Origin of the sequence: Rhizobium sp. NLR8a (assembly GCF_019685235.1) — a bacterium.
Lineage (GTDB): Bacteria > Pseudomonadota > Alphaproteobacteria > Rhizobiales > Rhizobiaceae > Rhizobium.
Genome location: NZ_JABDWI010000014.1, coordinates 18,586 through 40,594 on the forward strand (window position 1 = coordinate 18,586; position 22,009 = coordinate 40,594).

General features: G+C 61.7%; 18 protein-coding genes and 1 pseudogene. 10 read left to right on the forward strand and 9 right to left on the reverse strand.

Going from position 1 to position 22,009, the window contains the following annotated elements; all coding sequences use genetic code 11:
- The 3 genes from HJC04_RS24745 to HJC04_RS24755 form a co-directional block, all read right to left on the reverse strand.
- Nucleotides 1–891: a carbohydrate ABC transporter permease gene (locus HJC04_RS24745; RefSeq protein WP_405047677.1), complete on the reverse strand. Its 891-nt coding sequence runs from the start codon at nt 889–891 to the stop codon at nt 1–3.
- Nucleotides 892–1,062: 171 nt separating this feature from the next.
- A complete protein-coding gene (locus HJC04_RS24750) occupies nt 1,063–2,373 on the reverse strand; it encodes an ABC transporter substrate-binding protein (RefSeq protein WP_210631747.1) in 1,311 nt (436 codons plus the stop codon).
- A 352-nt stretch (nt 2,374–2,725) separates the two neighbouring features.
- Complete coding sequence (locus HJC04_RS24755; RefSeq protein WP_210631748.1) at nt 2,726–3,364, reverse strand: TetR/AcrR family transcriptional regulator; 639 nt, start codon at nt 3,362–3,364, stop codon at nt 2,726–2,728.
- A 98-nt stretch (nt 3,365–3,462) separates the two neighbouring features.
- Here HJC04_RS24755 and HJC04_RS24760 point away from each other — a divergent pair, with 98 nt between their 5' ends.
- Genes HJC04_RS24760 through HJC04_RS24775 form a run of 4 tightly spaced genes read left to right on the forward strand, consistent with a single transcriptional unit; the run spans nt 3,463 to nt 7,175 of the window.
- A complete protein-coding gene (locus tag HJC04_RS24760) occupies nt 3,463–4,659 on the forward strand; it encodes a Tm-1-like ATP-binding domain-containing protein (protein WP_221147347.1) in 1,197 nt (398 codons plus the stop codon).
- 12 nt (nt 4,660–4,671) lie between these two features.
- A complete protein-coding gene (locus HJC04_RS24765; RefSeq protein WP_210631750.1) occupies nt 4,672–5,514 on the forward strand; it encodes a phosphoenolpyruvate hydrolase family protein in 843 nt (280 codons plus the stop codon).
- A gap of 25 nt (nt 5,515–5,539) precedes the next feature.
- Nucleotides 5,540–5,953, forward strand: a complete 414-nt coding sequence (locus tag HJC04_RS24770) for a cupin domain-containing protein (RefSeq protein WP_210631751.1) — start codon at nt 5,540–5,542, stop codon at nt 5,951–5,953.
- Between the two features lie 31 nt (nt 5,954–5,984).
- Complete coding sequence (locus tag HJC04_RS24775) at nt 5,985–7,175, forward strand: Xaa-Pro peptidase family protein (protein ID WP_210631752.1); 1,191 nt, start codon at nt 5,985–5,987, stop codon at nt 7,173–7,175.
- Nucleotides 7,176–7,243: 68 nt separating this feature from the next.
- On the opposite strand, the gene HJC04_RS24780 is transcribed toward HJC04_RS24775, so the two are convergent.
- Both HJC04_RS24780 and HJC04_RS24785 read right to left on the reverse strand, forming a co-directional pair.
- On the reverse strand, nt 7,244–7,837 hold the full coding sequence (locus tag HJC04_RS24780) for a DJ-1/PfpI family protein (protein WP_221147348.1): 594 nt from the start codon (nt 7,835–7,837) through the stop codon (nt 7,244–7,246).
- A 48-nt stretch (nt 7,838–7,885) separates the two neighbouring features.
- Nucleotides 7,886–8,584: a GntR family transcriptional regulator gene (locus HJC04_RS24785; RefSeq protein WP_210631754.1), complete on the reverse strand. Its 699-nt coding sequence runs from the start codon at nt 8,582–8,584 to the stop codon at nt 7,886–7,888.
- 94 nt (nt 8,585–8,678) lie between these two features.
- Here HJC04_RS24785 and HJC04_RS24790 point away from each other — a divergent pair, with 94 nt between their 5' ends.
- From HJC04_RS24790 to HJC04_RS24810, 5 genes and pseudogenes are all read left to right on the forward strand, one after another.
- Nucleotides 8,679–9,713: an Ldh family oxidoreductase gene (locus tag HJC04_RS24790; protein WP_221147349.1), complete on the forward strand. Its 1,035-nt coding sequence runs from the start codon at nt 8,679–8,681 to the stop codon at nt 9,711–9,713.
- A complete protein-coding gene (locus HJC04_RS24795; protein ID WP_210631756.1) occupies nt 9,710–10,939 on the forward strand; it encodes an iron-containing alcohol dehydrogenase in 1,230 nt (409 codons plus the stop codon). The genes HJC04_RS24790 and HJC04_RS24795 overlap by 4 nt, the downstream gene beginning before the upstream one ends.
- 14 nt (nt 10,940–10,953) lie before the next feature.
- Nucleotides 10,954–12,441, forward strand: a complete 1,488-nt coding sequence (locus tag HJC04_RS24800; protein ID WP_210631757.1) for an NAD-dependent succinate-semialdehyde dehydrogenase — start codon at nt 10,954–10,956, stop codon at nt 12,439–12,441.
- A gap of 10 nt (nt 12,442–12,451) precedes the next feature.
- Nucleotides 12,452–13,365, forward strand: a pseudogene (locus HJC04_RS24805) (alpha/beta hydrolase).
- Between the two features lie 222 nt (nt 13,366–13,587).
- Entirely contained in the window at nt 13,588–16,128 is a 2,541-nt protein-coding gene (locus tag HJC04_RS24810; protein WP_221147350.1) for a methyl-accepting chemotaxis protein, read from the forward strand.
- Between the two features lie 29 nt (nt 16,129–16,157).
- Here the strand turns inward: HJC04_RS24810 and HJC04_RS24815 are convergent, their stop codons facing one another.
- A complete protein-coding gene (locus tag HJC04_RS24815) occupies nt 16,158–17,483 on the reverse strand; it encodes an FAD-binding oxidoreductase (protein ID WP_221098914.1) in 1,326 nt (441 codons plus the stop codon).
- 236 nt (nt 17,484–17,719) lie between these two features.
- Between HJC04_RS24815 and HJC04_RS24820 the strand changes: the two genes are divergently transcribed.
- The gene (locus HJC04_RS24820; RefSeq protein ID WP_210632195.1) at nt 17,720–18,196 is read left to right on the forward strand and encodes an Lrp/AsnC family transcriptional regulator; all 477 of its coding nucleotides are present in this window, start codon (nt 17,720–17,722) and stop codon (nt 18,194–18,196) included.
- A 336-nt stretch (nt 18,197–18,532) separates the two neighbouring features.
- On the opposite strand, the gene HJC04_RS24825 is transcribed toward HJC04_RS24820, so the two are convergent.
- From HJC04_RS24825 to HJC04_RS24835, 3 genes are read right to left on the reverse strand one after another with little or no spacing between them, the layout of a single operon-like run.
- Entirely contained in the window at nt 18,533–20,188 is a 1,656-nt protein-coding gene (locus HJC04_RS24825; protein ID WP_210631762.1) for an ABC transporter ATP-binding protein, read from the reverse strand.
- Nucleotides 20,185–21,051 (reverse strand): ABC transporter permease, encoded by an 867-nt coding sequence (locus HJC04_RS24830; protein ID WP_210631763.1) that lies wholly within the window; start codon nt 21,049–21,051, stop codon nt 20,185–20,187. Before HJC04_RS24830 ends, HJC04_RS24825 begins: the two co-directional genes overlap by 4 nt.
- Nucleotides 21,048–21,998, reverse strand: coding sequence for an ABC transporter permease (locus tag HJC04_RS24835; protein ID WP_210631764.1), 951 nt, complete (start codon nt 21,996–21,998; stop codon nt 21,048–21,050). The genes HJC04_RS24830 and HJC04_RS24835 overlap by 4 nt, the downstream gene beginning before the upstream one ends.
- Between the last annotated feature and the right edge of the window lie 11 nt (nt 21,999–22,009).

Here is a 22,009-nt window from a genome sequence, read left to right on the forward strand (position 1 = left end):
TCAGCGTTCCTTCACTTTGTTGAGGTACTTGACGTAGATATTGGTGATGGCGAGGATCATGATGAGAACGATGTAGGCGAGTGCGCAGGAGCGCCCGGTCTGCCACTCCTGGAAGGCCATTTTATAGAGCCGGATGGAGATCACCTCAGTCGTCGGCTGGCTGGTCAGGATGTAGGCGAGGTCGAAGGTCTTGAAGGCTTCCATCGTACGGAAGATGATTGCGATCATCAGGATCGGCGCCACAAGCGGCAGCGTGATGCGGAAGAAGGTATAGAACGGTCCTGCCCGGTCGATCGCCGCTGCCTCGTAGAGATGCTTTGGCACGGCCGAAAGGCCGGCGAGCGACAGCAGCATCACGAAGGGCGACCACATCCAGATGTCAGTGATGGCAACCGCATAAAGCGCCACATCCGGATTCGACAGCCACTCGAAGGAGCCGAGACCGAGCGTGTAGTTTATGATGCCAAACGAGGGATCGTAGAGCAGCTTCCAGAACAGACCGACCACTGCCATCGATAGCATCATCGGCAGTAGCAGCAGTGTCGTCAGGAGACCCTTCAGCGGAATATCGCGGTTGAGCAACATGGCCGTGCCGAAGCCGACGATCACCTGTCCCGTAACAGAGACGATCACATATTTTGCGGTGATGGCGAAATTCGACCAGATGAACGGGTCGTTCAGCAGTTCGCGGTAGTTCTGCAGGCCGACGAAGTTGGCTGGTGCGTTCGACGAGGCGCGAAAGTCGGTGAAGGAATAGCCGAGCGAATAGATCAGCGGAAAGATGTTGAAGACGATCAGAAACAGGATCGTCGGGATGATGAACAGATTGCGAATGTGAATGTCGCTCATGCCGCGGGATGCGGCACGCGATTTCGTGTCCAGCGATATCATGACTGCGGTGGCCAATCCTCTCCTCCTCCGAGAGTTCGGCGCCTGATGCCGGAAGGCATCACGATGCGCGAAGTGAATGCCGGGCGCCGCGCCCTCTCGAACCGCGCCCCTGGGCGCGAGATGCAGAATGAAACTGGAGGGGCGGCCAAGCCCCTCCGCTGATCGCGTCTGCTATTTGTTGCGTCCGTATTTCTTGAACGTCGCATTCCAGTCCGCTGCCAGAGCGTCGAGCGCTTCCTTCGCCGTGCCTTGGCCGGCCGTGACGAAGGGGTAAATGCGTTGGTTCGCCTGGATCAGCAGCTCGGCGTATTCAGGCGTTGCCCAGAAGTCCTTGACCTTGAACATGGTCTCGTAGAAGGCCTTGTTATAGGGCGTCGCGTTCTGAAATTCCGGGGATTCGAGCACCTTGGCGCTTGCCGTGTAGCCACCGAGTTCAGCCCAGCGCTTCTGGGTCTCGTCCTTGATGAACCATTCGAGGAATTTCATCGCCTCTTCCTGGTTCTTTGAGTAGGAGATGACCGATATGCCTTGTCCGCCGAGTGCTGCGAACTGCTCGCCATTCGGGCCTGCCGGATTGGCAAAGAATCCGGTAACCTTGGCATTCGGGTTCGAGGCCTCATTCACTAGAGCCGGGAAGAAGGCGAAATAATTCATGCTCATCGCGGCCAAGTTTTCGGTGATCGCCTGGTTGTTCTCGACGAAGAAGGACTTGGCCCAGCCTGGAGGCGTAAAGCCGTAGAGCTCGCGATAAAGTTCGAGCGCTTTGACGTTCTTCTCCGAGTTGATGATGCCGTCGACCTTGTAGTTCTGGTAATCGCCGAGTTCGCCTCCAAACGAGAAGATCGCGTTTTCGACCCCCATGACGAGCCCGTCGTAAGAATTGTCGGTGTAGATGGCGATGCCGTAGCGCTTCTGGTCTGGACGGTGGAAGAACTCGGCGATGTCGCGCATCTGGGCCCAGGTCTTTGGCGGGGCGAGATCGTAGCCGTATTTCGCCTTGAATGCCTCCATCTCCTTGGGGTCTTCGAACCAGTCCTTGCGGTAGGACCAGCCGACGGCGTCACCCTCTGCAGGAATTGACCAGTACTTCTTCGAGTTTGCCGGATACTCGGAGTAGTATTTCACCGTTGCCGGAGCCATCACCTGAGTCAGATTGTGCTTGGTGAAAAAATCGGTCAGATCGACGTAATGTCCTGCTTCCGACGCCGCCCCGATCCACTGGCTGTCGCCGACGACCAGGTCATAGGCTGAGCCCTTTGCATTGAATTCGGTGAAGGCCTTGGTCTGAAAGTCGGCCCATGGGGTGGTCTCGACAGTGACCTTGACGCCCGTTTCAGCCTCGTATTCGTTTGCAAGTTCCTGAAGGTAATTTGCCGGGTCCCACTCGGCCCAGAAAATCGTCAGTTCCTGGGCCTGTGCGGACGTTCCGCAGGCCCACATCAATCCGACACCGGCAACGAGACCGGTCATAGTTTTGCGCATAACGTTTCCTCCCATTTATGCACCTTCCCGCGTCGTCGCGGGCCTCCCGATCCGGCTTCTTGATCCTTCTGGGTTGATTTCGTGCTTGAGTCCTCCCCGACCCCAGCGCGTTTCAGATCTCAAGCCTGAATATTATTCCACTGATCTGGTAGTACCAAACTCCATTACCGTCAAGAGCGACCCACGGAGAGCTTTCATCTTCGGTTCTTCTTCCAGACTTCTGGATATATTCCCGTAGCCGCGGCTTACCTAAGCAGTTTTGTCGGGCGGCCTCAAATTCCTTGTCGCAAATCCCGGCCATGATGTAGGACATGTTACTTCATCTGGTCGAACCAGTTGGCGGGCTGCGATGTCATGCACTACCCTCCGCCTGCCGTAGTGCGCTGTCGACGAGCGCCTTGGCGGCCCACTCGGCAACAGATTGCGCGCCTTCGGAGGTCAGGCCCCAGATATCCTTCAACACGATCAGCACCTCGACGCCGAAGACAAGCGAAAGCGCCTGCGCAAGGCGCTCCCGGGACTCCGCTGGCACGCTGCCCTGCAGGGGCGCCGTCACGCACTTCAGCAGGTCGACACGGTGGCCGCGCTTGAACAGCGGTTCGTTGCCGAGCGTGCCCGCCTGGCGCTGCGCCCACTGGTCCAGCGAAAGTTTCAGCGCCGCCTTGAAGGTGGCCTCGAACTCGTCGATCCGCGGCATCGCGGTCGCCAAAAGGTCGGCAACGCGGGTGCGTGCATCCGGACTGTCGGACGACCAGCCGAGTATTGGTCCCAGAGCCTCATCCACCACGGCATGCACGAGCGCGGCCTGGCTCGGAAAGTAACGGTAGGCGGTCGCCCGCGAGACTTCAGCAGCCTCGGCCACTTCGCTGACCGAGGGCGTAATGCCGGACTGCATGAGCCGCGTTGCTGTTTCGAGCATCAGTTTTCGCGTGCGGGCACGCGGGCCTCGCTCGGTCCTGGCTGTTTCGTTCTGTTGACGTGAGACATCCATATCTTTATGATACGCGCGTCTCACAAATTTGCAAGGGCCATCGCTTGCTCCGAACGTGGGATATGCTGGGAGGAAACCCGCCCGGTTGCGGAGGGGAAATGAAGCAGATCTACGTGGTTGGCACGGCTGACACGAAGGGCGAGGAGCTTGATTATCTCGCCGCTTGCATCGAGGCGTCGGGCGGGGCGGTTACCCGCGTCGACGTCGGCATCCGTGAGCCTCGGACCACCGTCGACGTGGCGGCTGACACGGTTGCCGCTTGCCATCCCGAGGGTGCTGGAGCCGTCCTTTCCTGCGAAGACCGCGGAAGGGCGGTCGAAGCGATGGGCATTGCCTTCGCGCGCTTCCTGGTGGCGCGCCAGGACATCGCCGGCATCATCGGTATCGGCGGAGGCGGGGGCACCTCGATTATTACTGCGGGCATGCGCCAATTGCGGCTCGGCCTGCCAAAGATCATGGTATCGACGCTCGTCTCCGGCAATGTTGCTCCCTATGTCGATGTTTCCGACATCGTGATGATGCCTTCGGTCACGGACATGGCTGGCCTGAACCGGCTTAGCCGGGTCATCCTTCACAACGCTGCCCAGGCGATTACGGCGATGTCCAGCCGGCCGGCTGAGGTGACGGCATCGAAGCCGGCGCTCGGGCTCACCATGTTCGGCGTGACCACACCTGCCGTATCCGCCATGGTCGAGCGCCTCCGGCCGGACTATGACTGCCTGGTATTCCACGCGACCGGAACGGGCGGGCGCGCGATGGAGAAGCTTGCCGACAGCGGCCTGATCTCAGGCGTGCTCGACATCACGACCACCGAGGTCTGCGACCTGCTTTTCGGGGGTGTTTTACCGGCCACCTCCGACCGTTTCGACGCGATTGCCCACACGGGTCTGCCCTATGTCGGCTCGGTCGGCGCGCTTGATATGGTGAACTTCTGGGCGCCGGATACCGTCCCCGAACGCTATGCCGGCCGGCTGTTTTACCGCCACAATCCAAACGTCACCTTGATGCGCACGACCTCGGCAGAATGCGCTGAGATCGGCCGCTGGATCGGCGACAAGCTCAATCTTTGCCACGGCCCCGTGCGCTTCCTCATTCCCGAGAAGGGTGTCTCGGCCCTCGACATTGAAGGCGGTGCGTTCTTCGACCCAGAAGCCGACGCCGCGCTTTTTGCCGCGCTCGAGGCGACGGTGAAGCCGACGGCGTCGCGACGTATTGTTCGATTGCCGCTCCATATCAACGATCCGGATTTCGCAGAAGCCGCCGTCGCCGCCTTTCGTGACATTGCCAAACCGTGAGAGACAAAATCGATGCCAGCCATACCCCGCAAGACCATCCTCGAAAAATTTCACGGCATGATCGCAGCCGGCGTGCCGATCGTCGGCGGTGGTGCCGGCACCGGCATCTCCGCCAAGGCCGAGGAGGCAGGCGGCATCGACCTCATCATTATCTACAATTCCGGGCGCTACCGCATGGCGGGGCGCGGCTCGGCGGCAGGACTGCTGGCCTACGGCAACGCCAACGAGATCGTGAAGGAGATGGCGCTCGAAGTGTTGCCGGTCGTGAAAAAGACGCCGGTGCTCGCCGGCGTCAATGGCACGGACCCCTTCGTGCTGATGCCGCGCTTCCTTGCCGAGCTGAAGGCGATGGGCTTTTCAGGTGTGCAGAACTTCCCCACGATTGGCCTCTTCGACGGCAGGATGCGGCAGAGTTTCGAGGAGACGGGTATGAGCTACAATCTGGAGGTCGAGATGATAGCCACCGCCCATGGGCTCGATCTGCTGACCACGCCCTATGTTTTCAACGAGAGCGAGGCTATCGCCATGACCGGCGCCGGCGCCGATATTGTCGTGGCGCATATGGGGGTGACGACCGGCGGCACGATCGGCGCCACATCCGGCAAGTCGCTCGATGACTGCATCGACGAGATCACCGCGATCGCCAAGGCGGCGCGGTCGGTGCGCGACGACGTCATCGTGCTCTGTCACGGTGGTCCCATCTCCATGCCGGAGGATGCGCGTTACGTTCTCGAGCGTTGTGCTGGCTGCCATGGTTTTTACGGCGCAAGCTCGATGGAGCGACTGCCGGCCGAGGCGGCAATCCGCAAGCAGACGGAAGATTTCAAGGCGCTCGCTGTCGGCGCGGTCGTCTGAGGAAGGTCATGGAGGAGGCCGTTTCATGGTAAAGGACAACTACTTTGTCTATCCGCAGGATGTAAGCGCCTTCGGTTTCGACTGGGGCAAGCTGTCGCTGACCGTGGCGCCCGAAGTCAATGGCGCCAGTCGTTTTTCCGGCGGGGTAGTCGAACTGCCAAGCGGCGAGGGCCACTCACGTCACAATCATCCGGGTGCAGAGGAAATCATCTTCGTAATATCCGGCGAGGGCGAGCAGATGGTCGAGGACGAGAACGCAAATCCGGTGACGCGCAAGGTCGCCAGCGGCTGCACGATCTATATTCCCGAAAGTCGCTTTCATTCGACGAAGAACACCGGTGGCGGGCCGATGCTCCTGTTCGTCGTCTACTCACCGGCGGGGCCGGAGCTTGCGCTTCGCGATCTGCCGGACTTCCGCCTGCTGCCGCAGGACATCTGAGGCGGGCATCCATTTTGTGGGAGGAAAGACAATGAACGACAATGCAGGGCAGACAAGGCAGGCCGCCGTGGCGCCGTTCGATACGGCCAAGCTCGACCGCCTCATGGAGGAGGCCGGTATCGACGTCCTGATCGCCACTTCCAAACACAACACGCAATATCTGCTGGGCGGATACAAGTTCATCTTCTTCGCAGCCATGGATGCGATCGGGCATAGCCGGTACCTGCCGATGGTGATCTATGAGAAAGGTGCGCCCGATCACTCCGCCTATGTGGGGAACCGCATGGAGGGCGCAGAGCATCAGAACAATCCATTCTGGACGTCCGCAGTGCATACGGCGAGCTGGGGGACGCAGGATGCGGCCGGGCTCGCTGTCGAGCACCTGAAGAAAATCGGCAAGGCCGGCGGACGCATCGGTGTCGAGCCTGCCTTTCTGCCTTCCGACGCCCGTGATCTTCTTGCCTCTCGGCTGGATAGTGCGCGGTTTGTCGATGCCACACATGTGTTGGAGCGGCTGAGGGCGGTTAAGACGCCAGATGAACTGGCAAAGCTCAAACGCGCCTCCGAACTGATTACCGACTCGATGCTGGCGACAATCGCCGCCGCCCGCGCCGGCTCGACGAAACTGGAGATCATCGAGCAGCTGCGCAGGGAGGAAACCAACCGGGGACTGCACTTCGAATATTGCCTGCTCACGCTCGGCGCCAGCCACAATCGCGCGGGCTCGCCGCAGGCCTGGGCTGAGGGCGAGGTCCTGTCGATTGATTCCGGCGGCAACTATCACGGATACATCGGCGACCTCTGCCGCATGGGTGTGCTCGGCGAGCCGGATGCGGAGCTGGAGGATCTTCTGGCTGAAGTCGAAAGCATACAGCAGGCGGCCTTCGCCAAGGTCAGGGCAGGGGTTGTGGGCAGTGAAATGATCGCGGCGGCGGAAGCCGAGCTCAAGGCCTCGCCATCGGCGGGCTTCACCGACTTCTTCTGCCATGGCATGGGCCTCATCACGCACGAAGCGCCGTTCCTCATGACGAACCACCCCGTCGCCTATGAGGGCATCGATGCCGACAAGCCGCTGGAAGCCGGCAGTGTGATCTCGGTCGAGACGACGATGCTTCACCCGAAGCGCGGTTTCATCAAGCTGGAGGATACGCTCGCGATCACCGACGGGGGCTATGAAATGTTCGGCGAACGTGGCCGTGGCTGGAACCGCGGCGGAGTGTGACTGGAGGCCGGCACAATCAGATGCCCGGCAGACTTCACTACCGGGCATTTTGTCCGGGCGCCGTGGTCTCAGGTGTGGCGGATCTCCGTTCCCAGCACCTTCAGGCATTCGCGCATGAAGGCGGCGAGCGCCGTCCAACCCTTGGCCGAGACCATCGTCCCATCGACATAGGCTTCAGTGGGCGAGAGGTCGATGTAGGTTCCGCCCGCCAGCGTGACCTCAGGTTCGCAGGCCCCGAGCGCACCCACCTTCTTGCCGCGAACGACACCGTCGACTGCGATCAGGATCTGGACCCCGTGGCAGATGGTGAAAATCGGCTTCCGCTGCTCGTGGAAGTGACGCACCATTGCCTGCACCCGTTTGTCGGTGCGGATATATTCGGGCCCGCGCCCGCCGGCGCAGTAAACGGCATGATACTGATCGAGCTGGTCTTCCGCTTCGGAAAACGTCTTGTTGATGGTGACATTGTGCCCGAGTTTCTCGGTGTAGGTCTGATCTCCCTCGAAATCGTGCAGCGACGTCCTGAGAATGTCGCCCGCCCTCTTGTCCGGGCACACCACGTGCACCGTGTGCCCGACCGCCTCCATCGCCTGCTGGAAGACGAAGATTTCGTACTCCTCGGTGAAATCGCCAGTGAGCATCAGGATTTTCTTGCCTGCCATGGGTTCTCCTCCTCGTTGTCACAGGCACGCTCTTGCCTGCGGGTTGAATCAGATGTCGTCGAACGCCGGCAACAGCCGGTCTCGCGAACGTTCAATGTGGATGCGCATTGCGTTCTCAGCAGCGCGGGAGTCGCGCGCCGCGAAGGCGTCGAGTAGCGTCTGATGCTCGCCGAGTGCCTCCTCCGTGACGCGGCGATGAAACATCAGGCGGAAAATGTGGAAATGCGTGTGCTGGAATGCAAGCATTTCTCGGATCAACTCGTTACCGGCAAACTCCATGATGCGGTCGTGGAAAATAGCGTCCTTGCGGGCGAAGGCCGAATAGTTCGCCCGCTCGTCCCTATCGTCGCGACGTGTCATCACGCCTGCGGCGTCCGTGAGGATGGCCAGTTTTTCGTCGTTCATCGCCTGAGCCGCCTTCGCAGCGCCGGCAGGTTCCAGCAGCAGACGAAGTTCATAGAGTTCATCGAAGCGGTGGCGCGTAATCTGGGGCGCAGCGCGGTAGCCGACGAGATGCTGCTTGACGACGAGGCCTTCGCCCTCAAGCCGACCGAGAGCTTCGCGGATCGGAGTGTGGGAGACGTTGAACTCCCTGACCAGGTTGTCGACCGTAATGCGCTCTCCGGGGGCGATCTTCAGCGACATGAGCTGGTTGAAGATTGCCTCGTAGACGTCGACAGCTAAGCCGTTGGCGCGCTGGATCTGGGCCGTTCCCGTTGAGGGTTCTCTAAGTCTCGTCGAAATCATCTGATGCCTTGCCTCTTGACAGGTTCAATCGCTAGCACGATGCTGCGTGTAAGACAATCCTATATCCTATACGATTTAATATAGGGGACAAATCATGCGCGTTTCCGAAGCGGCAGCCCTTGCGCTTGCCACCCGCCTGCTCGAAGAGCGTGGCGCACCGCGTGACCATGCGGCGCTGCAGGCTCGCGTCCTGGTGACGGCCGAGATGAAGGGGCACCCCTCGCATGGCCTGTGCCGGCTCTCGCGCCTCGTCGAAAGGATCAAGCGCGGTGTCATCGACCCACAGACGAAGGGAACGCAGCGCTGGCGGGCGGATGCGGTGCTGGAGGTCGAGGGATCGGCGGGACTTGGCCCCATCGTCGCCATGGCCGCGATCGAGCGGTTGGCGCCTCATATTCCTGATCTTGGCATCGGCCTGGTCGCCGTGCGCAATGCGAACCATCTCGGCATGCTCGCGCATTATGTTGAGGCCGTTGCTGCGATGGGTTTGGTCTGCATCGCGCTATCGTCCAGTGAGGCGCTGGTCCATCCATTCGGCGGTACACGGGCAATGCTTGGCAGCAACCCCATCGCCATTGGCGTTCCGACCGCCGAAGACCCACTTGTGCTTGACCTTGCCACCAGCATCGTGCCGATGGGCAGGATCCATCATCACGCGGCGACCGGCAGACCCATTCCCGAGGGATGGGCGCGCGATGCGGCCGGCAGGCCAACGACAGATCCGAAGCGTGCCAAGGCCGGCGCGATTGCACCCTTCGGCGATGCAAAAGGCTATGGCCTCGGCATTGCCCTCGAGCTGCTGGTGGCGGCTCTTGCAGGCTCCGCGCTCGCACCCGAGGTGCACGGCACGCTCGACAGCCAGTCGCCATGCAACAAGGGCGACGTCTTCATTCTGATCGAGCCCAGTCTGGCGCCGGGTCTTCCGACGCGGCTGTCAGCCTATCTCGCTGCGGTGCGCGCCTCACCATCCGAGATGGCCGGCGAACCGGTTCGCGTCCCCGGGGATCGTGCGCGTCAGCGGCGTGCTGCCGCCAGCCGCAATGGTTTTGAGATCGACCAGCGCCTTTGGGACGACCTAAACGCGCTTTCCCCCTCCCGCATCCTGGCCTTCGAGGGACAAAGATCATGAGCCTGTTTGCCGCCTTGAGGCTGCCGCGGGAAATCCTGTTTGGTGTCGGCCAGCGTCATGCACTACCGAGCGTCGCCAGCAAGACCGGACGGCGCGCTCTCGTCTGCACGGACGCGCGTTTTGCCGCAACGCCCGTCTTCGCGGAAATGATCGCTGCCGTCAAAGCGGCCGGCATTGGCGTCGTAGTGCATGACCAGACGCTGCCGGACGTGCCGCGCGATACCGTAGCTATCTGCGTTGAAGCCGCGCGCGGCTTCGAACCAGATATGGTGATCGGGATTGGCGGTGGCAGTTGCCTCGATATGGCGAAATGCGCCTCGCTCCTGCTCGCTCATGGCGGCGCGCTCACCGATTATTATGGTGAGTTCAAGGTGCCTGCACCGGTCCTGCCGGTCATTGCTGTGCCGACCACGGCCGGCACCGGCTCCGAGGTAACGCCGGTTGCGGTTGTTTCCGATTCCGACCGTATCCTGAAGGTTGGAATTTCCAGCCCATATCTCATCGCCGCAGCGGCGATCTGTGATCCCGAACTCACCTTGTCCTGCCCGCCTGGGCTGACGGCGATTGCCGGTGCCGATGCGCTGACGCATGCCATCGAGGCGTTCACGGCGATGCGCCGCCCCGGCGATGCGGAGCTTGCGCAGCAGCATGTCTTCGTCGGCAAAAGCGATCTCACCGACCAGTTCGCTCTGCATGCCATCCGGCTCCTCAGCCGGAGCCTGGAAAAGGCCTTTGCCGACGGTTCGGACGTCGATGCGCGCGCCGATGTGATGATGGGCGCGCTTGCAGCCGGCTGCGCCTTCGGAACCGCGGGCACTGCCGCAGCCCACGCGGTGCAATATCCGGTCGGCGCCCTGACGCATACGCCGCATGGACTCGGGGTAGCGACCATGCTTCCCTATGTGATGGCATTTAATCGCCGCGTCGCCGTCGCGGAAATTGCCGCGGTCGGTAAAGCGCTCGGCCTCGATCCCAATGGAATAGAGAAGGACGAGACAGTTGCCGATGCCGCAATCGCCGAGGTGAGCCGCCTCTTTGCGGCGATCGGCATTGCGCCGACGCTCGCCGGACTCGGCCTTCCCGAAGACCGGATCGACTGGGCGGCCGGGGAGGCCCTCGGAATCGGCCGGCTGATCAAGAATAACCCACGCCCCCTCGATTCGGCCGCCATGCGCGGCCTGGTTCGGGCCGCCTATGACGGCGACCTGGCCGCTTCCGCCCTCTGACCTCGGAAATCATCATGAACGTCAACCAGCTTTCTCTCCACCCCGACGATGATACCTTCGGGCTCAGCTCGTTTTCCCGTGGTCTCTATATAGGCGGCGCCTGGCGGCCTGCGGCAGGCGAAGGTCGGATCCAGGTGATCGATCCGTCGACCGAGGTGGTCATTGCCGCCGTGCCGGATGCGACGCTTGCGGATGCGGCAGCGGCCGTGGAGGCTGCGGCGAGCGCCGCGGAAAGCTGGCGCGAGACTCCGCCGAGAAAGCGTTCCGAGATCCTGCGCCGCTGCTTCGAACTTATGGTGGAGCGCTCCGAAACGCTCGCGAGACTCATTTCGCTCGAGAACGGAAAGGCTTTGCGCGATGCGCGCGGCGAGGTGGCCTATGCGGCGGAATTCTTCCGATGGAACGCTGAGGAGGCGGTGCGGATCTCAGGTGAATTCGGCATCGCCCCGGCCGGCGGAAACCGGATCGTCGTCGATTACCAGGCTATCGGCATCTGCGTACTCATTACACCCTGGAATTTCCCGGCCGCGATGGCGACCCGCAAGATTGCGCCGGCCCTTGCCGCAGGCTGCACCGTCATCCTCAAGCCGGCGAGCGAGACGCCGTTGACGGCCTATGCGCTTGCTGCTCTCTACGAGGAGGCTGGCGTGCCGCCGGGCGTGGTGAACGTGATGACAACATCGACGCCGAGCCCCGTCATCGCCGCTATGCTGGCTGACCCCCGTGTGCGAAAGCTTTCCTTTACAGGCTCGACGGGTGTCGGGCGCACGCTGCTGGCGGAAGCAGCAAAAAATGTCATCTCCTGCTCCATGGAGCTCGGCGGCAACGCGCCATTCATCGTTTTCGACGACGCCGACGTTGATGCTGCGATCGAGGGTCTGATGGTTGCGAAAATGCGCAATGCCGGTGAGGCGTGCACCGCTGCGAACCGGATCTATGTCCAGTCCGCTATCCACGATGCCTTCGCGGAAAAATTTACCCGGCGCATGGCCGCCCTCGAGATCGGCCCAGGTGTAGATCCGGATACCGAATGCGGTCCGATGATCACACGCAAGGCAGTGGAGAAGATCGACCGTCTGGTTACGGACGCCATTTCAAAGGGGGCGCGCGCGCTCTGCGGCGGACGAACATTGGCAGGGCCGGGCTTCTTCTATCCGCCGACGGTGCTCGTCGACGTCTCGCCGGCCTCAGACATGGGGTGTGAAGAGATTTTCGGTCCCGTCGCGCCGCTCTATCGTTTCGACAGCGAGGCAGAGGTCATAGCTGCGGCCAATGATACCGAGTACGGCCTCGCCGCCTACATCTATACCCGCGACATCAGCCGTGGCATGCGCGTCGCTTCGAAGGTCGAGGCGGGCATGATCGCTCTCAATCGTGGACTGGTCTCCGATCCCGCTGCCCCCTTTGGCGGTGTGAAGCAGAGCGGCCTCGGACGTGAAGGAGGGCAGCATCACGGTATCGCAGAGTTCATGGAAGCCAAGTACATTGCCACCAGCTTCTGAGGAGGAGCGCGTGACCGCCGATCCGTTCCGCATTCGTGATCATGTCTCAGATTTCGACGAGATCGTCGCCGATCTCCGTGCCCGCAGCCTTGCAACGCGGCGCACCGTGACCATGGAGGCCAACATCGCTTACGGGGCTGGGCCAGGCGAGACGCTCGATATCTTCGTGCCGAATGATGCCGACCCTGACATGCCGATACACATGTTCATCCATGGTGGCTATTGGCGAATGTTTTCCAAGGAGGATTATTCCTGCGTCGCTGAGACGATCACAGGCGCCGGCGCGGTCGCAGCCATCGTCGATTATTCGTTGATGCCCGGCGCGAGAATGGACGTTCTGGTTGGTCAGGTCCTGAAAGCCAAGGCTTTCCTGCTGGCCCATGCCGATCGTTTTGGCGCCACACCGCACCGATTCTCCGTCAGCGGTCACTCCGCCGGTGCACATCTGGCAACCTTTCTCTTCCACCGGTCTCCTTCGCCTTCGCGCGTCGTTGCCGCTTTCCTGCTCGGCGGGCTCTACGACCTCGAGCCCCTGCAGACCTCCTTCCTGCGTGACGAGATCGCCTTGAGCGACGAGGAGGTGAGACGGTTTACGCCCATGCGTCACGAGCACGATCCTGCAACGCGCGTCGCTATCATGGCCGGCGAACAGGAAACTGATCCGTTTAAAATTCAGGCAAATGCGTTCAGAAAGATTCTTGCCGCCCAAGGGCTTGATGTGTGGGCATCGCTCGCCGCAGACGGGAACCACATGAGCACGGTACGCGACCTCGCCGTCGCTGGCACACCTGTGGCGGCAGCGTTGCGCGCCGCAATTGCCAATATGCCGGTGAGGAACTGAAGCGACCAACGTTTCCCTATCGCCGTTTGTCGCGATGGTGGCAGTCGAAGAGTGTGCATTGTCATGATCGGACCAATTTGTAGCGACCGGCGCGTTGAAGACAAAATGCCGTGCCCGCTGCGCCGGCGGCAAACAGGGGCTTGTCAGGACTTGAAGATCGTAGGGGTTTTTCTTCACCATCTCCTACGCGCCGGATAACTCGACACCATTGACCATTTTTTTAAGAGTTATGCCTATCGTGATGGCCTCGGACGCGGCCGCCGCCGGAGAAAGAGCCGAATTTCCTGGGCAGGGGCGAACATTTCATGTCGTTGATTGATCGACTGTTGCAGCGCATGCGGATCGTGACGAAGGTTCTCTTCTTCGTCGTCCCTCTGATCGTCCTCATAGCGGGCATCGGGCTTTTCGGCTATTTCACCGCCGGCACGCTCAAGGGCCAGATGACCCTGACGCGGCAGACGATCGACGCGCTTTCCAGTTTCCAGCAGCTGCGATCCTCGCTGACGGCCTTTACCGATCTTCCGACGGCGGCCACGCGCGACCGGCTGATCGCCAGCATCTCCGATCAGGAGAAGGGCGCTACGACGCTCGATGCGATGTTGATCGATCCGTCCCAGAAGCAGCAGATCTCGGCGGTGCGCGACCTCGGCGGCAGGATGCAGGGTAGTGCGGACGCGCTTTGGGCCGTGGCTCAGGAGCGCACGAATACCGAACAGGCGATCGATGCGGCCGTGGCGCAGCTTTTCAAGGAGAGCCAGACCGCCCGCAAGCAGCTCGACGTCCTTCAGGATCAGGCGAACGGAAAGGAAGCCTTCGTCCGGGCGCTTCTCCTCGATGCCTCCGCCTACAAGAACATCGCCCAGCGCATTGCGAAATTGCGCAAGGCGACCGCGCAGGCGACTGCGCCCGCGGATATTGCCGGCGCTCTCGGCAGCCTTCTGCCGCCGCTCGTCAAGGAGGTCGGCGGGAGCGCCGCAGTCGCTTCCGACAAGGCTCAAAGCCAGATTGCCGCGCTGAAGCCGGTATTGGACAAACTCGCCGCGATGGCCAAGGACAGCGCCAACCTGACGCTTGTGGGCTATGCTCCCGTCGACCAGGATCTGCAGGGCTTTGAAGAGAAGTTCGTAAAGCTCGCCTCAGGAAATGCGGATACCGCTATCGAGCGTTTTGTCGGTATGGATGCGAATATCGGCACGCTGCGCTCCATGGTGGCGATCGTCAGTGCCGCGTTCAAATCGATCGACGATCTGCGCCTGCACCTGAGTGAATTGAACAGACGGGTCGATGCCGAAGCGCGGGACGCCGTTCTCGCCGATCTCAAGGGGCTGCGCGAAAGCGCTGGACAGCTCGTGCCCTTGAGCGGCAAAAACGCCGCCTTGCAGGAACTTGCGAAGAAGATAGAGCCATCCCTCGCCACGATCGAGAAGGACACGTCGCTGCTGATATCGGTCGCAGATCGGTGGCGGGCAGAGAGGGGGACGGCGACCGAACTCGTGGCATCGGCAAGCCATACTCTGGAGCAATTCGTCAGCACGGCGCAGGAAAGCGGCAAGGACATCAGCCAGCGCTCGGCCACCATGTCGCTCTCGGCAATGATCGCGGGCACGGTGCTTGCGATCATCGGCGGCGTGATGCTGATCGAAACGCTGCGCGGACCGCTGAAGCGGATCACCCAGACGATGACGAGACTTGCCGCCGGCGATCTCGACGTTCCGATCGGCGACGGCAAGCGCGGCGACGAAATCGGTGATATGATCCGGTCCGTGACCGTCTTCCGCGACCAGGCGCTTGAAAAGACCAGGCTCGAATTGGTGGCTGAGGCTAACAGGGCGCGGGACGAACACGAGCAGGCCCGCCGCGAAGCCGAGCAGGCGCGCATCGAGGCCGAGCAGAGCGAGGCTCTGGACGCCTTGTCCGACATGCTCGGCAAACTCGCCGACGGCAATCTCGCAGCCGTGATGAGCGAGGAGCTGGCCGCCGATTATGTCGCGATGGCCAGGACCTACAACCAGGCGATCGATGCGCTTCGCCGCACGCTCGCCGAGGTCCGCAACACCACCTACGAAATCGCCGAGGGCAGCACCAATCTTTCGGGTGCGGCCGACGATTTGGCGCGGCGCACGGAACAACAGGCGGCCGCTCTCGAAGACAGTTCACGCGTGCTTGGCGAACTCACAGCCAGCGTTCGCACGACAGCGGAAAACGCGCACCAGACATCGGTTTCCGTCGCCGAGGCGCATCGGCAGGCGGAGCATTCCGCGGCTGTCGTCGCCAAGGCCGTTGACGCGATGGACGCGATCAATCGTTCGTCGGACAAGGTCTCCAGCATTATCGGCGTGATCGACGAGATTGCCTTCCAGACCAATCTTCTCGCACTCAATGCCGGCGTCGAGGCGGCGCGGGCAGGAGAGGCGGGCAGGGGTTTTGCCGTCGTCGCACAGGAGGTGCGCGAGCTTGCACAGCGTTGCGCCAAGGCCGCCCGCGAAATCAAGGATCTCATTTCCAACAGCGCGTCGCAGGTTGGCGCGGGCGTCAGGCTCGTGGAGGAGACTGGGGAGGCGCTTTCCGTGATCATAGAGCATTTCACCTCGATCAACGGGCTGGTGCAGGTCATCTCGACCGCCACCAGCACGCAGTACAAAGGGATCGACGAGGTCAACAGCGCGGTTCGCGACATCGAGCATATCACTCAGCACAATGCCGCCATGGTGGAGGAAAACACCGCCGAAATTCACAGGCTTCGGCAGCAGGTGGAACTGCTGAACGAAAGGATTTCCCGATTTCAGACCGCCGACGGCCGCAAGCCTTCCACCGCCGTGAGCCCGCGAATGGCGGCCGCCTCCTGAGTGTCCTTCGCGGCTTCGTGCGACATTGTCTAGAAGTCGGCGACCTTGCCCCAGGCGGATTCCGCGAAGCGGTTGGGATGATAGGGCCTGGGATCGACGATCGGCTCATTGCCGGTGACGATATCGGCAATCAGATGACCGGCGCCGGGTCCGATGCCGAAGCCGTGGCCGCTGAAGCCCGCAGCGAGGATGAAGCCCGGAAGGGTAGCGATCTCGCCGATCCCCGGCACGCCATCTGGCGTGCTGTCGATATAGCCCGCCCAGGCCGCGTTGATTTCGGCGTTCTTCAAGGCGGGCAGCAGCTGGAGCGCCCGTGAATGCGTGAGAGCGATGGTGGTCTTGTCGATGGCCGGGTCGAGGATGCGCATCCGCTCCATCGGCGTCGGCCTGTCGAGCCGCCATCGCGCCAGAGATTCGTGCCCTGAGCGAATTCCTTCCAGTCCGCCGGGTGCGAGGCTGCGCCAGCGCCGGGCGAACATCGGCAGGAACTGCGGCGCGAAACGGAGCTGCTGCGCGGTTGGGTCGACGCGGCCGCGGCCGCTGATCGCCAGCGTGTAGCCGCCGTCGCCGCGGCGTGTCACTGATACCGCTGATGTATGCAGCGCATCCGGCAGGCCGAGTGCACCCGGCGAAACCGACAGGATCGACGAGCGGATCGAAGCTTGCGGAAATCGAATGCCGAGCTGGCGGCAGAAGGACGAGGCCCAGGCGCCGCCGGCCAGGATCGCGATCTTTGTCCCTATGGTGCCGTGCTCGGTGACGACGCCTGAAACCCTGCCGCCTTCAATGTCGACGCCGCGGGCCGCACAGGATTGATGCACCGTGCCGCCGAGCTTCAGGATCGCACGCGCGACGGCAGGCGCGGCTCTTCCAGGATCGGCGGTGCCGTCGGTCGGCGAAAAGACCCCGCCTTTCCATACGGCGCCGGTGGCCCGCCCGCGTTCGGTTGCCTCCGCGCCACTCAACATATGGGTTGTGACACCGACCGATCGGGCGAAATCGCGCCAGCGGGCCCAGCCTGAAAGTTCTTCCTCGCTATTGCTGAGATAGAAGAGGCCGCAGCGGCGGAAGCCGGTGTCCTCGCCTGTTTCGATGGCGAAGCGCTCCCACAGATCGAGGCTCTTGGTCGAGATCGGCAATTCACGAGCATCGCGGTTCTGCTGCCGGCACCAGCCCCAGTTGCGGCTCGATTGTTCTGCCCCGACAAGGCCTTTCTCGACGAGGGCGACCTTCAATCCACGTTTGGCCAGATAATAGGCGGCGAAGACGCCGACGATGCCGCCGCCGATCACGACCGCATCGGCGGCAGCGGGTAGCTGCGGTGTAGTGTCGACGCGCGTCAATGGTGCGGGCATGGCATGGTCTCCGTTTCAGGCCAGTCTAACGGATTCACCGCCACGCCTTTGCCGGAGTTCATCCCACGGCAGCAGAAGATTCCGTCTTGCGGGCCGGCCGGCAGCCATTTGTGCTTCGGCATGTCCCGCAATCCGGTCGACACCCCTTTGTGATGTGTTAAGCTCGACGTTGGAGAGGCTGCAGCATAATCTGCTGCGCCGTTGGCGATCTCGAGCAAGCGAAGGCGCGTGTGATGATGAAACTCGACCGGATCGACATAAAAATTCTCTACGAACTGCAGAAGAATGGCCGCGTCACCAATGTGGAGCTCGCCGAGCTGGTCAATCTGTCGCCGAGCCCCTGCCTGATGCGGGTGAAGAAGCTGCAGTCCGAAGGTTACATCGAAGGTTATTCGGCTCAGATCAACGTCAGCAAACTCGGGCGGACACTGACCGTGTTCACCGAAATCACCCTGAAAAACCATCGGCAGATCGACTTCGCCCGGTTCCTCGCAGCGATCGAGAAGGTCGACCAGGTGATCGAATGCCATCTGGTTTCGGGCGGCTACGACTATCTGCTGAAATTCGTCACCGCCGGAATAGACGAATACCAGACGATCATGGAGCGGCTCACTGACATGGACGTCGGCATCGACAAATATTTCAGCTTCGTCGTCCTGAAATCACCGATCGTCAAGGCGCACATGCCACTGACGACCTTGTTCCCGCATTAGGGCTATTCAAGCAAAACGGCACAGCGGTTTTGCGTCTCTCATCCTGCGTGCATATCGGTTCCCTGTGTCGCAGGTCGTTCCCCCCTTAAATAGAAGCCTTTCAATGGTTGGAAGGACTTGCGACAAAATCTCATCCCTGCCTTCCAAAGCCATGTTGGCTGCCACTTGCTGGGATTCTGCAGTCGAGTCGAGGCTTTCCAGCACGACCCGACCCGGCGTGCGCTCGATTTGGCTAGCGCCTTGCTTTGATTTAAAAGGGTGGATCAGTCGCGCATAGAACGACGGCATAATTCCTGGGGCAAAAACTGAGCCAGGAAATGCGCGTGGGACCGGCCCTCAGTGCCGGCAATAGGCCCGCACTAGTTCCGGATCCTGCTGGAGCTCGTCGAGCCAGGCCGGATCAAGCGTCGGCACCGACGAGAAGAGCAGTTGCGAATAGGGATGCTGCGGCGCCTTCACCTTCGCGGGGCTGATTTCTTCGATCTTTCGGCCGCCATACATGACGACGATCTCGTCGCAGATCGCTTCCACCACCGACAGATCGTGGCTGATGAAGATGTAGGAGAGGCCGAGTTCCCGCTGCAGTTCCTTGAGGAGATCGATCACGGCGGCAGCGACCACGGTGTCGAGCGCCGAGGTGATCTCGTCGCAGAGGATCAGCTTCGGATCGGCGGCGAGCGCCCGGGCGAAGTTGACGCGCTGCTTTTGCCCGCCCGAGAGTTCCCCCGGCCTGCGGTGGCGCAGGTTGCGGGGAAGGCGCACCATGTCGAGGAGTTCGTCGATCCGGGCATTTCGCGCCTGTCGATCCATGCGATGGTAAAAAACCAGCGGCCTGGCGAGGATGTCCTCGACGGATTTTGCCGGATTGAGCGCCGTATCGGCATATTGGAAGACGATCTGCATCTCGCGCAACTGATCACGTGAGCGCTCGCGAGCGCTGCGGCGCAGTTCCGTGCCGTCGAAGATGATCTTGCCGACGGCTGCCGGCAGGATGCCGGCAATGGTGCGGGCGAGCGTCGACTTACCACAACCGGATTCTCCGATGATGCCGAGGTTGCGCCCTTTTTCCACCGTCAGGCTCACATGCTCGACTGCGCGAACCAGGGGAAGGCCGTCGGCTTGGCGCTGTCCGTACCCAGCGACGAGATTTTCGATCGTCAGAAGCGGCGCCGTCGCGGCCTCTATTGCGCCCGCCGTGCCGCGCGATTTCGGCTCGAAGGCTGCAAGCAGTTCTCTGGTATAGGGATGCTTTGGATCGTTCAGAATCTCTTCGGTGGTGCCGGTTTCCTGGGTTTCTCCGCCTTTGAGAACGACGATGCGGTCGGCGATCTGGGCGACGACGGCAAGGTCGTGCGAGACATAGACGCCCGATATGCCGCCTTTTTTCATCACCGATTTGAAAGCGCGCAGAACTTCGATCTGGGTCGTCACGTCGAGCGCCGTTGTCGGCTCGTCGAAGATGACCAGAGTGGGATCGCCGATCAGCGCCATGGCGGCTGCAAGGCGCTGCAACTGGCCGCCGGAAACCTGGTGCGGGTACCGGCTGCCGATCGTCTCCGGTTCCGGTAGGGAAAGCGCCCGAAAGAGCTCGATAGCCCGGGCACGCGCATCTTCCGGCGACATCAGCTGATGAATGCGGGTAACCTCGATCACCTGGTCCATGATCGATGTGGCCGGGTTGAAGGCGGCGGCGGCCGATTGCGGCACATAGGCGACTTGCGTGCCGCGCACCTTGGCGCGCTGCTTCTCGCTGAGGGTGACCATGTCCTTGCCACCGACCGAAACGCTGCCGCCGGAGATGCGGCAGCCCGCGCGGGTATGGCCCATGAGCGTCAGGGCGATGGTCGTCTTCCCCGAGCCGCTCTCACCGATCAGCGCGACGATCTCGCCCTCGGCAATATCAAGACTGACACCCTTGATGATCTCGACGCGTCGGCCGGAATCGGTGGTGGCCTCGACCTTCAGGTCACGAATTTCGATGAAATTGCTCATGACGGGCTCCGGTCGCGAATCTTCTGCGGCAGGTTGTCGATCAGCAGATTGACGCTGATCGTGAGGCTGGCGATGGCAAGTGAGGGGAACATCACCGCCGGCGCGCCGAATGGCAGGCCACCGATATTCTCGCGCACGAGCGCACCCCAGTCGGCATAGGGCGGCTGGACGCCGAGGCCCAGGAAGGACAGTCCCGACAGCAGCAGAACAATGAAGACGAAACGAATGCCGAGATCGGCAAGCACCGGCCCGACGATATTGGGCAGGATTTCCGAGCGAATGAGATAGAGGGTGCTTTCACCGCGGATGCGCGCGACGGTGATGAAATCCATGGTATTGATGTTGACGGCGAGCGCCCGGGCGAAGCGGTAGGAGCCAGGGATGTAGATCACCGACAGCGTCAGGATCAGAACCGGGATCGAAGAGCCGACCGCGGCGACCACCACCAGACCGAAAAGCTTGCTCGGAATGGAATTCATGGCGTCGAGGAAGCGACTGAGGATCGTGTCGAGCCAACCGCCGGCGACCGCCGCGATCATGCCGAGCACCACACCGCTGAAGCAGGCGATCGTTACCGCCGCGAGCGAGATGCCGACCGTATAACGCGCGCCCATCAGAATCCGCGACAGCATATCGCGGCCGAGATAATCAGAGCCCAGCCAGAGCTCCCGGCTCATCGGGCCGAAATAATCGAGATCGACAATTTCGCCGATGGGATAAGGGATAATCAATGGCGCGAAGATCGCGACGAGCGCCCAAGCGAGGATGACGATCAGGCCGATCGCTCCGACGAGGTTGAAGCGATAACCAAGCCGGGTTCCGGGCAGCCGGGCGGAAGTGGTCTCGGAGCTGGTCATGGTCATCGGAGCCTCGGATTGGAAAGAATGGCGATGATATCGGCGATGGTGATCAGCAGCAGATAGCCAAGACAGAAGATCATCGCGCAGCTCTGGATCAGCGGCAGGTCGCGGGTGGCTACGGCGTCCAGCATCAGCTTGGCGATACCGGGGTAGTTGAAGATGGTCTCGACGATGATGACACCCCCGAGCAGATAGGAGAGCGACAGCGCGACAGCATTGACGATCGGGCCGAGAGCATTCGGCAGCGCATGGCGAAAGACGATACGCGGCCGGGAGGCGCCCTTGAGCAACGCCATCTCGACATAGGGCGTGTTGAGCGTCTCGATCACCGCTGCACGCGTCATACGGATCATCTGGGCCGAGACGACGAAGGTGAGCGTGATCACCGGCATGGCATAGACGCGCAACAGGTCGCTCAGACTGTGGACCTCGTTGGCCAAGGAGAGCGCCGGCAGCCATTTCAGGTAGACGGCGAAGATGAGCGCGGCGGAGGTCGCGACCATGAATTCCGGCACCGAGATGACACCGATGGTGATTACGGTGACGATCCGGTCGTAAAGAGTGCCGCGCAGCATTGCCGCGGTGATCCCGAGTGTCAGCGCAATCGGCACGGAGAACAGCGCGGTGACGCCGGCAAGTTTCAGCGTATTAATGAAGCGGCCGGCAATCAGGGCAGCGACCGGCATTTCGTTGGCATAGGACGTGCCGAGGTCGCCCTGCAAAAGACCGATGATCCAGCGCAGGAAACGAAAGAGGGCCGGCTCGTCAAGATGCATGGCCTTGCGCAGCCCTTCGACGGCTTCCGGCGTGGCGGCCTGACCGAGCAGGATCGTCGCCGTATCCCCCGGCAGGAGCGTTGTTGCGAAGAAGACCGCGAAAGAGACGATCAGCAGTGTGATCACCGCGACGAACAATCTGCTCAGCACAAGGGATAAGACCTGGTTGTTCACGGGTGGCTCCC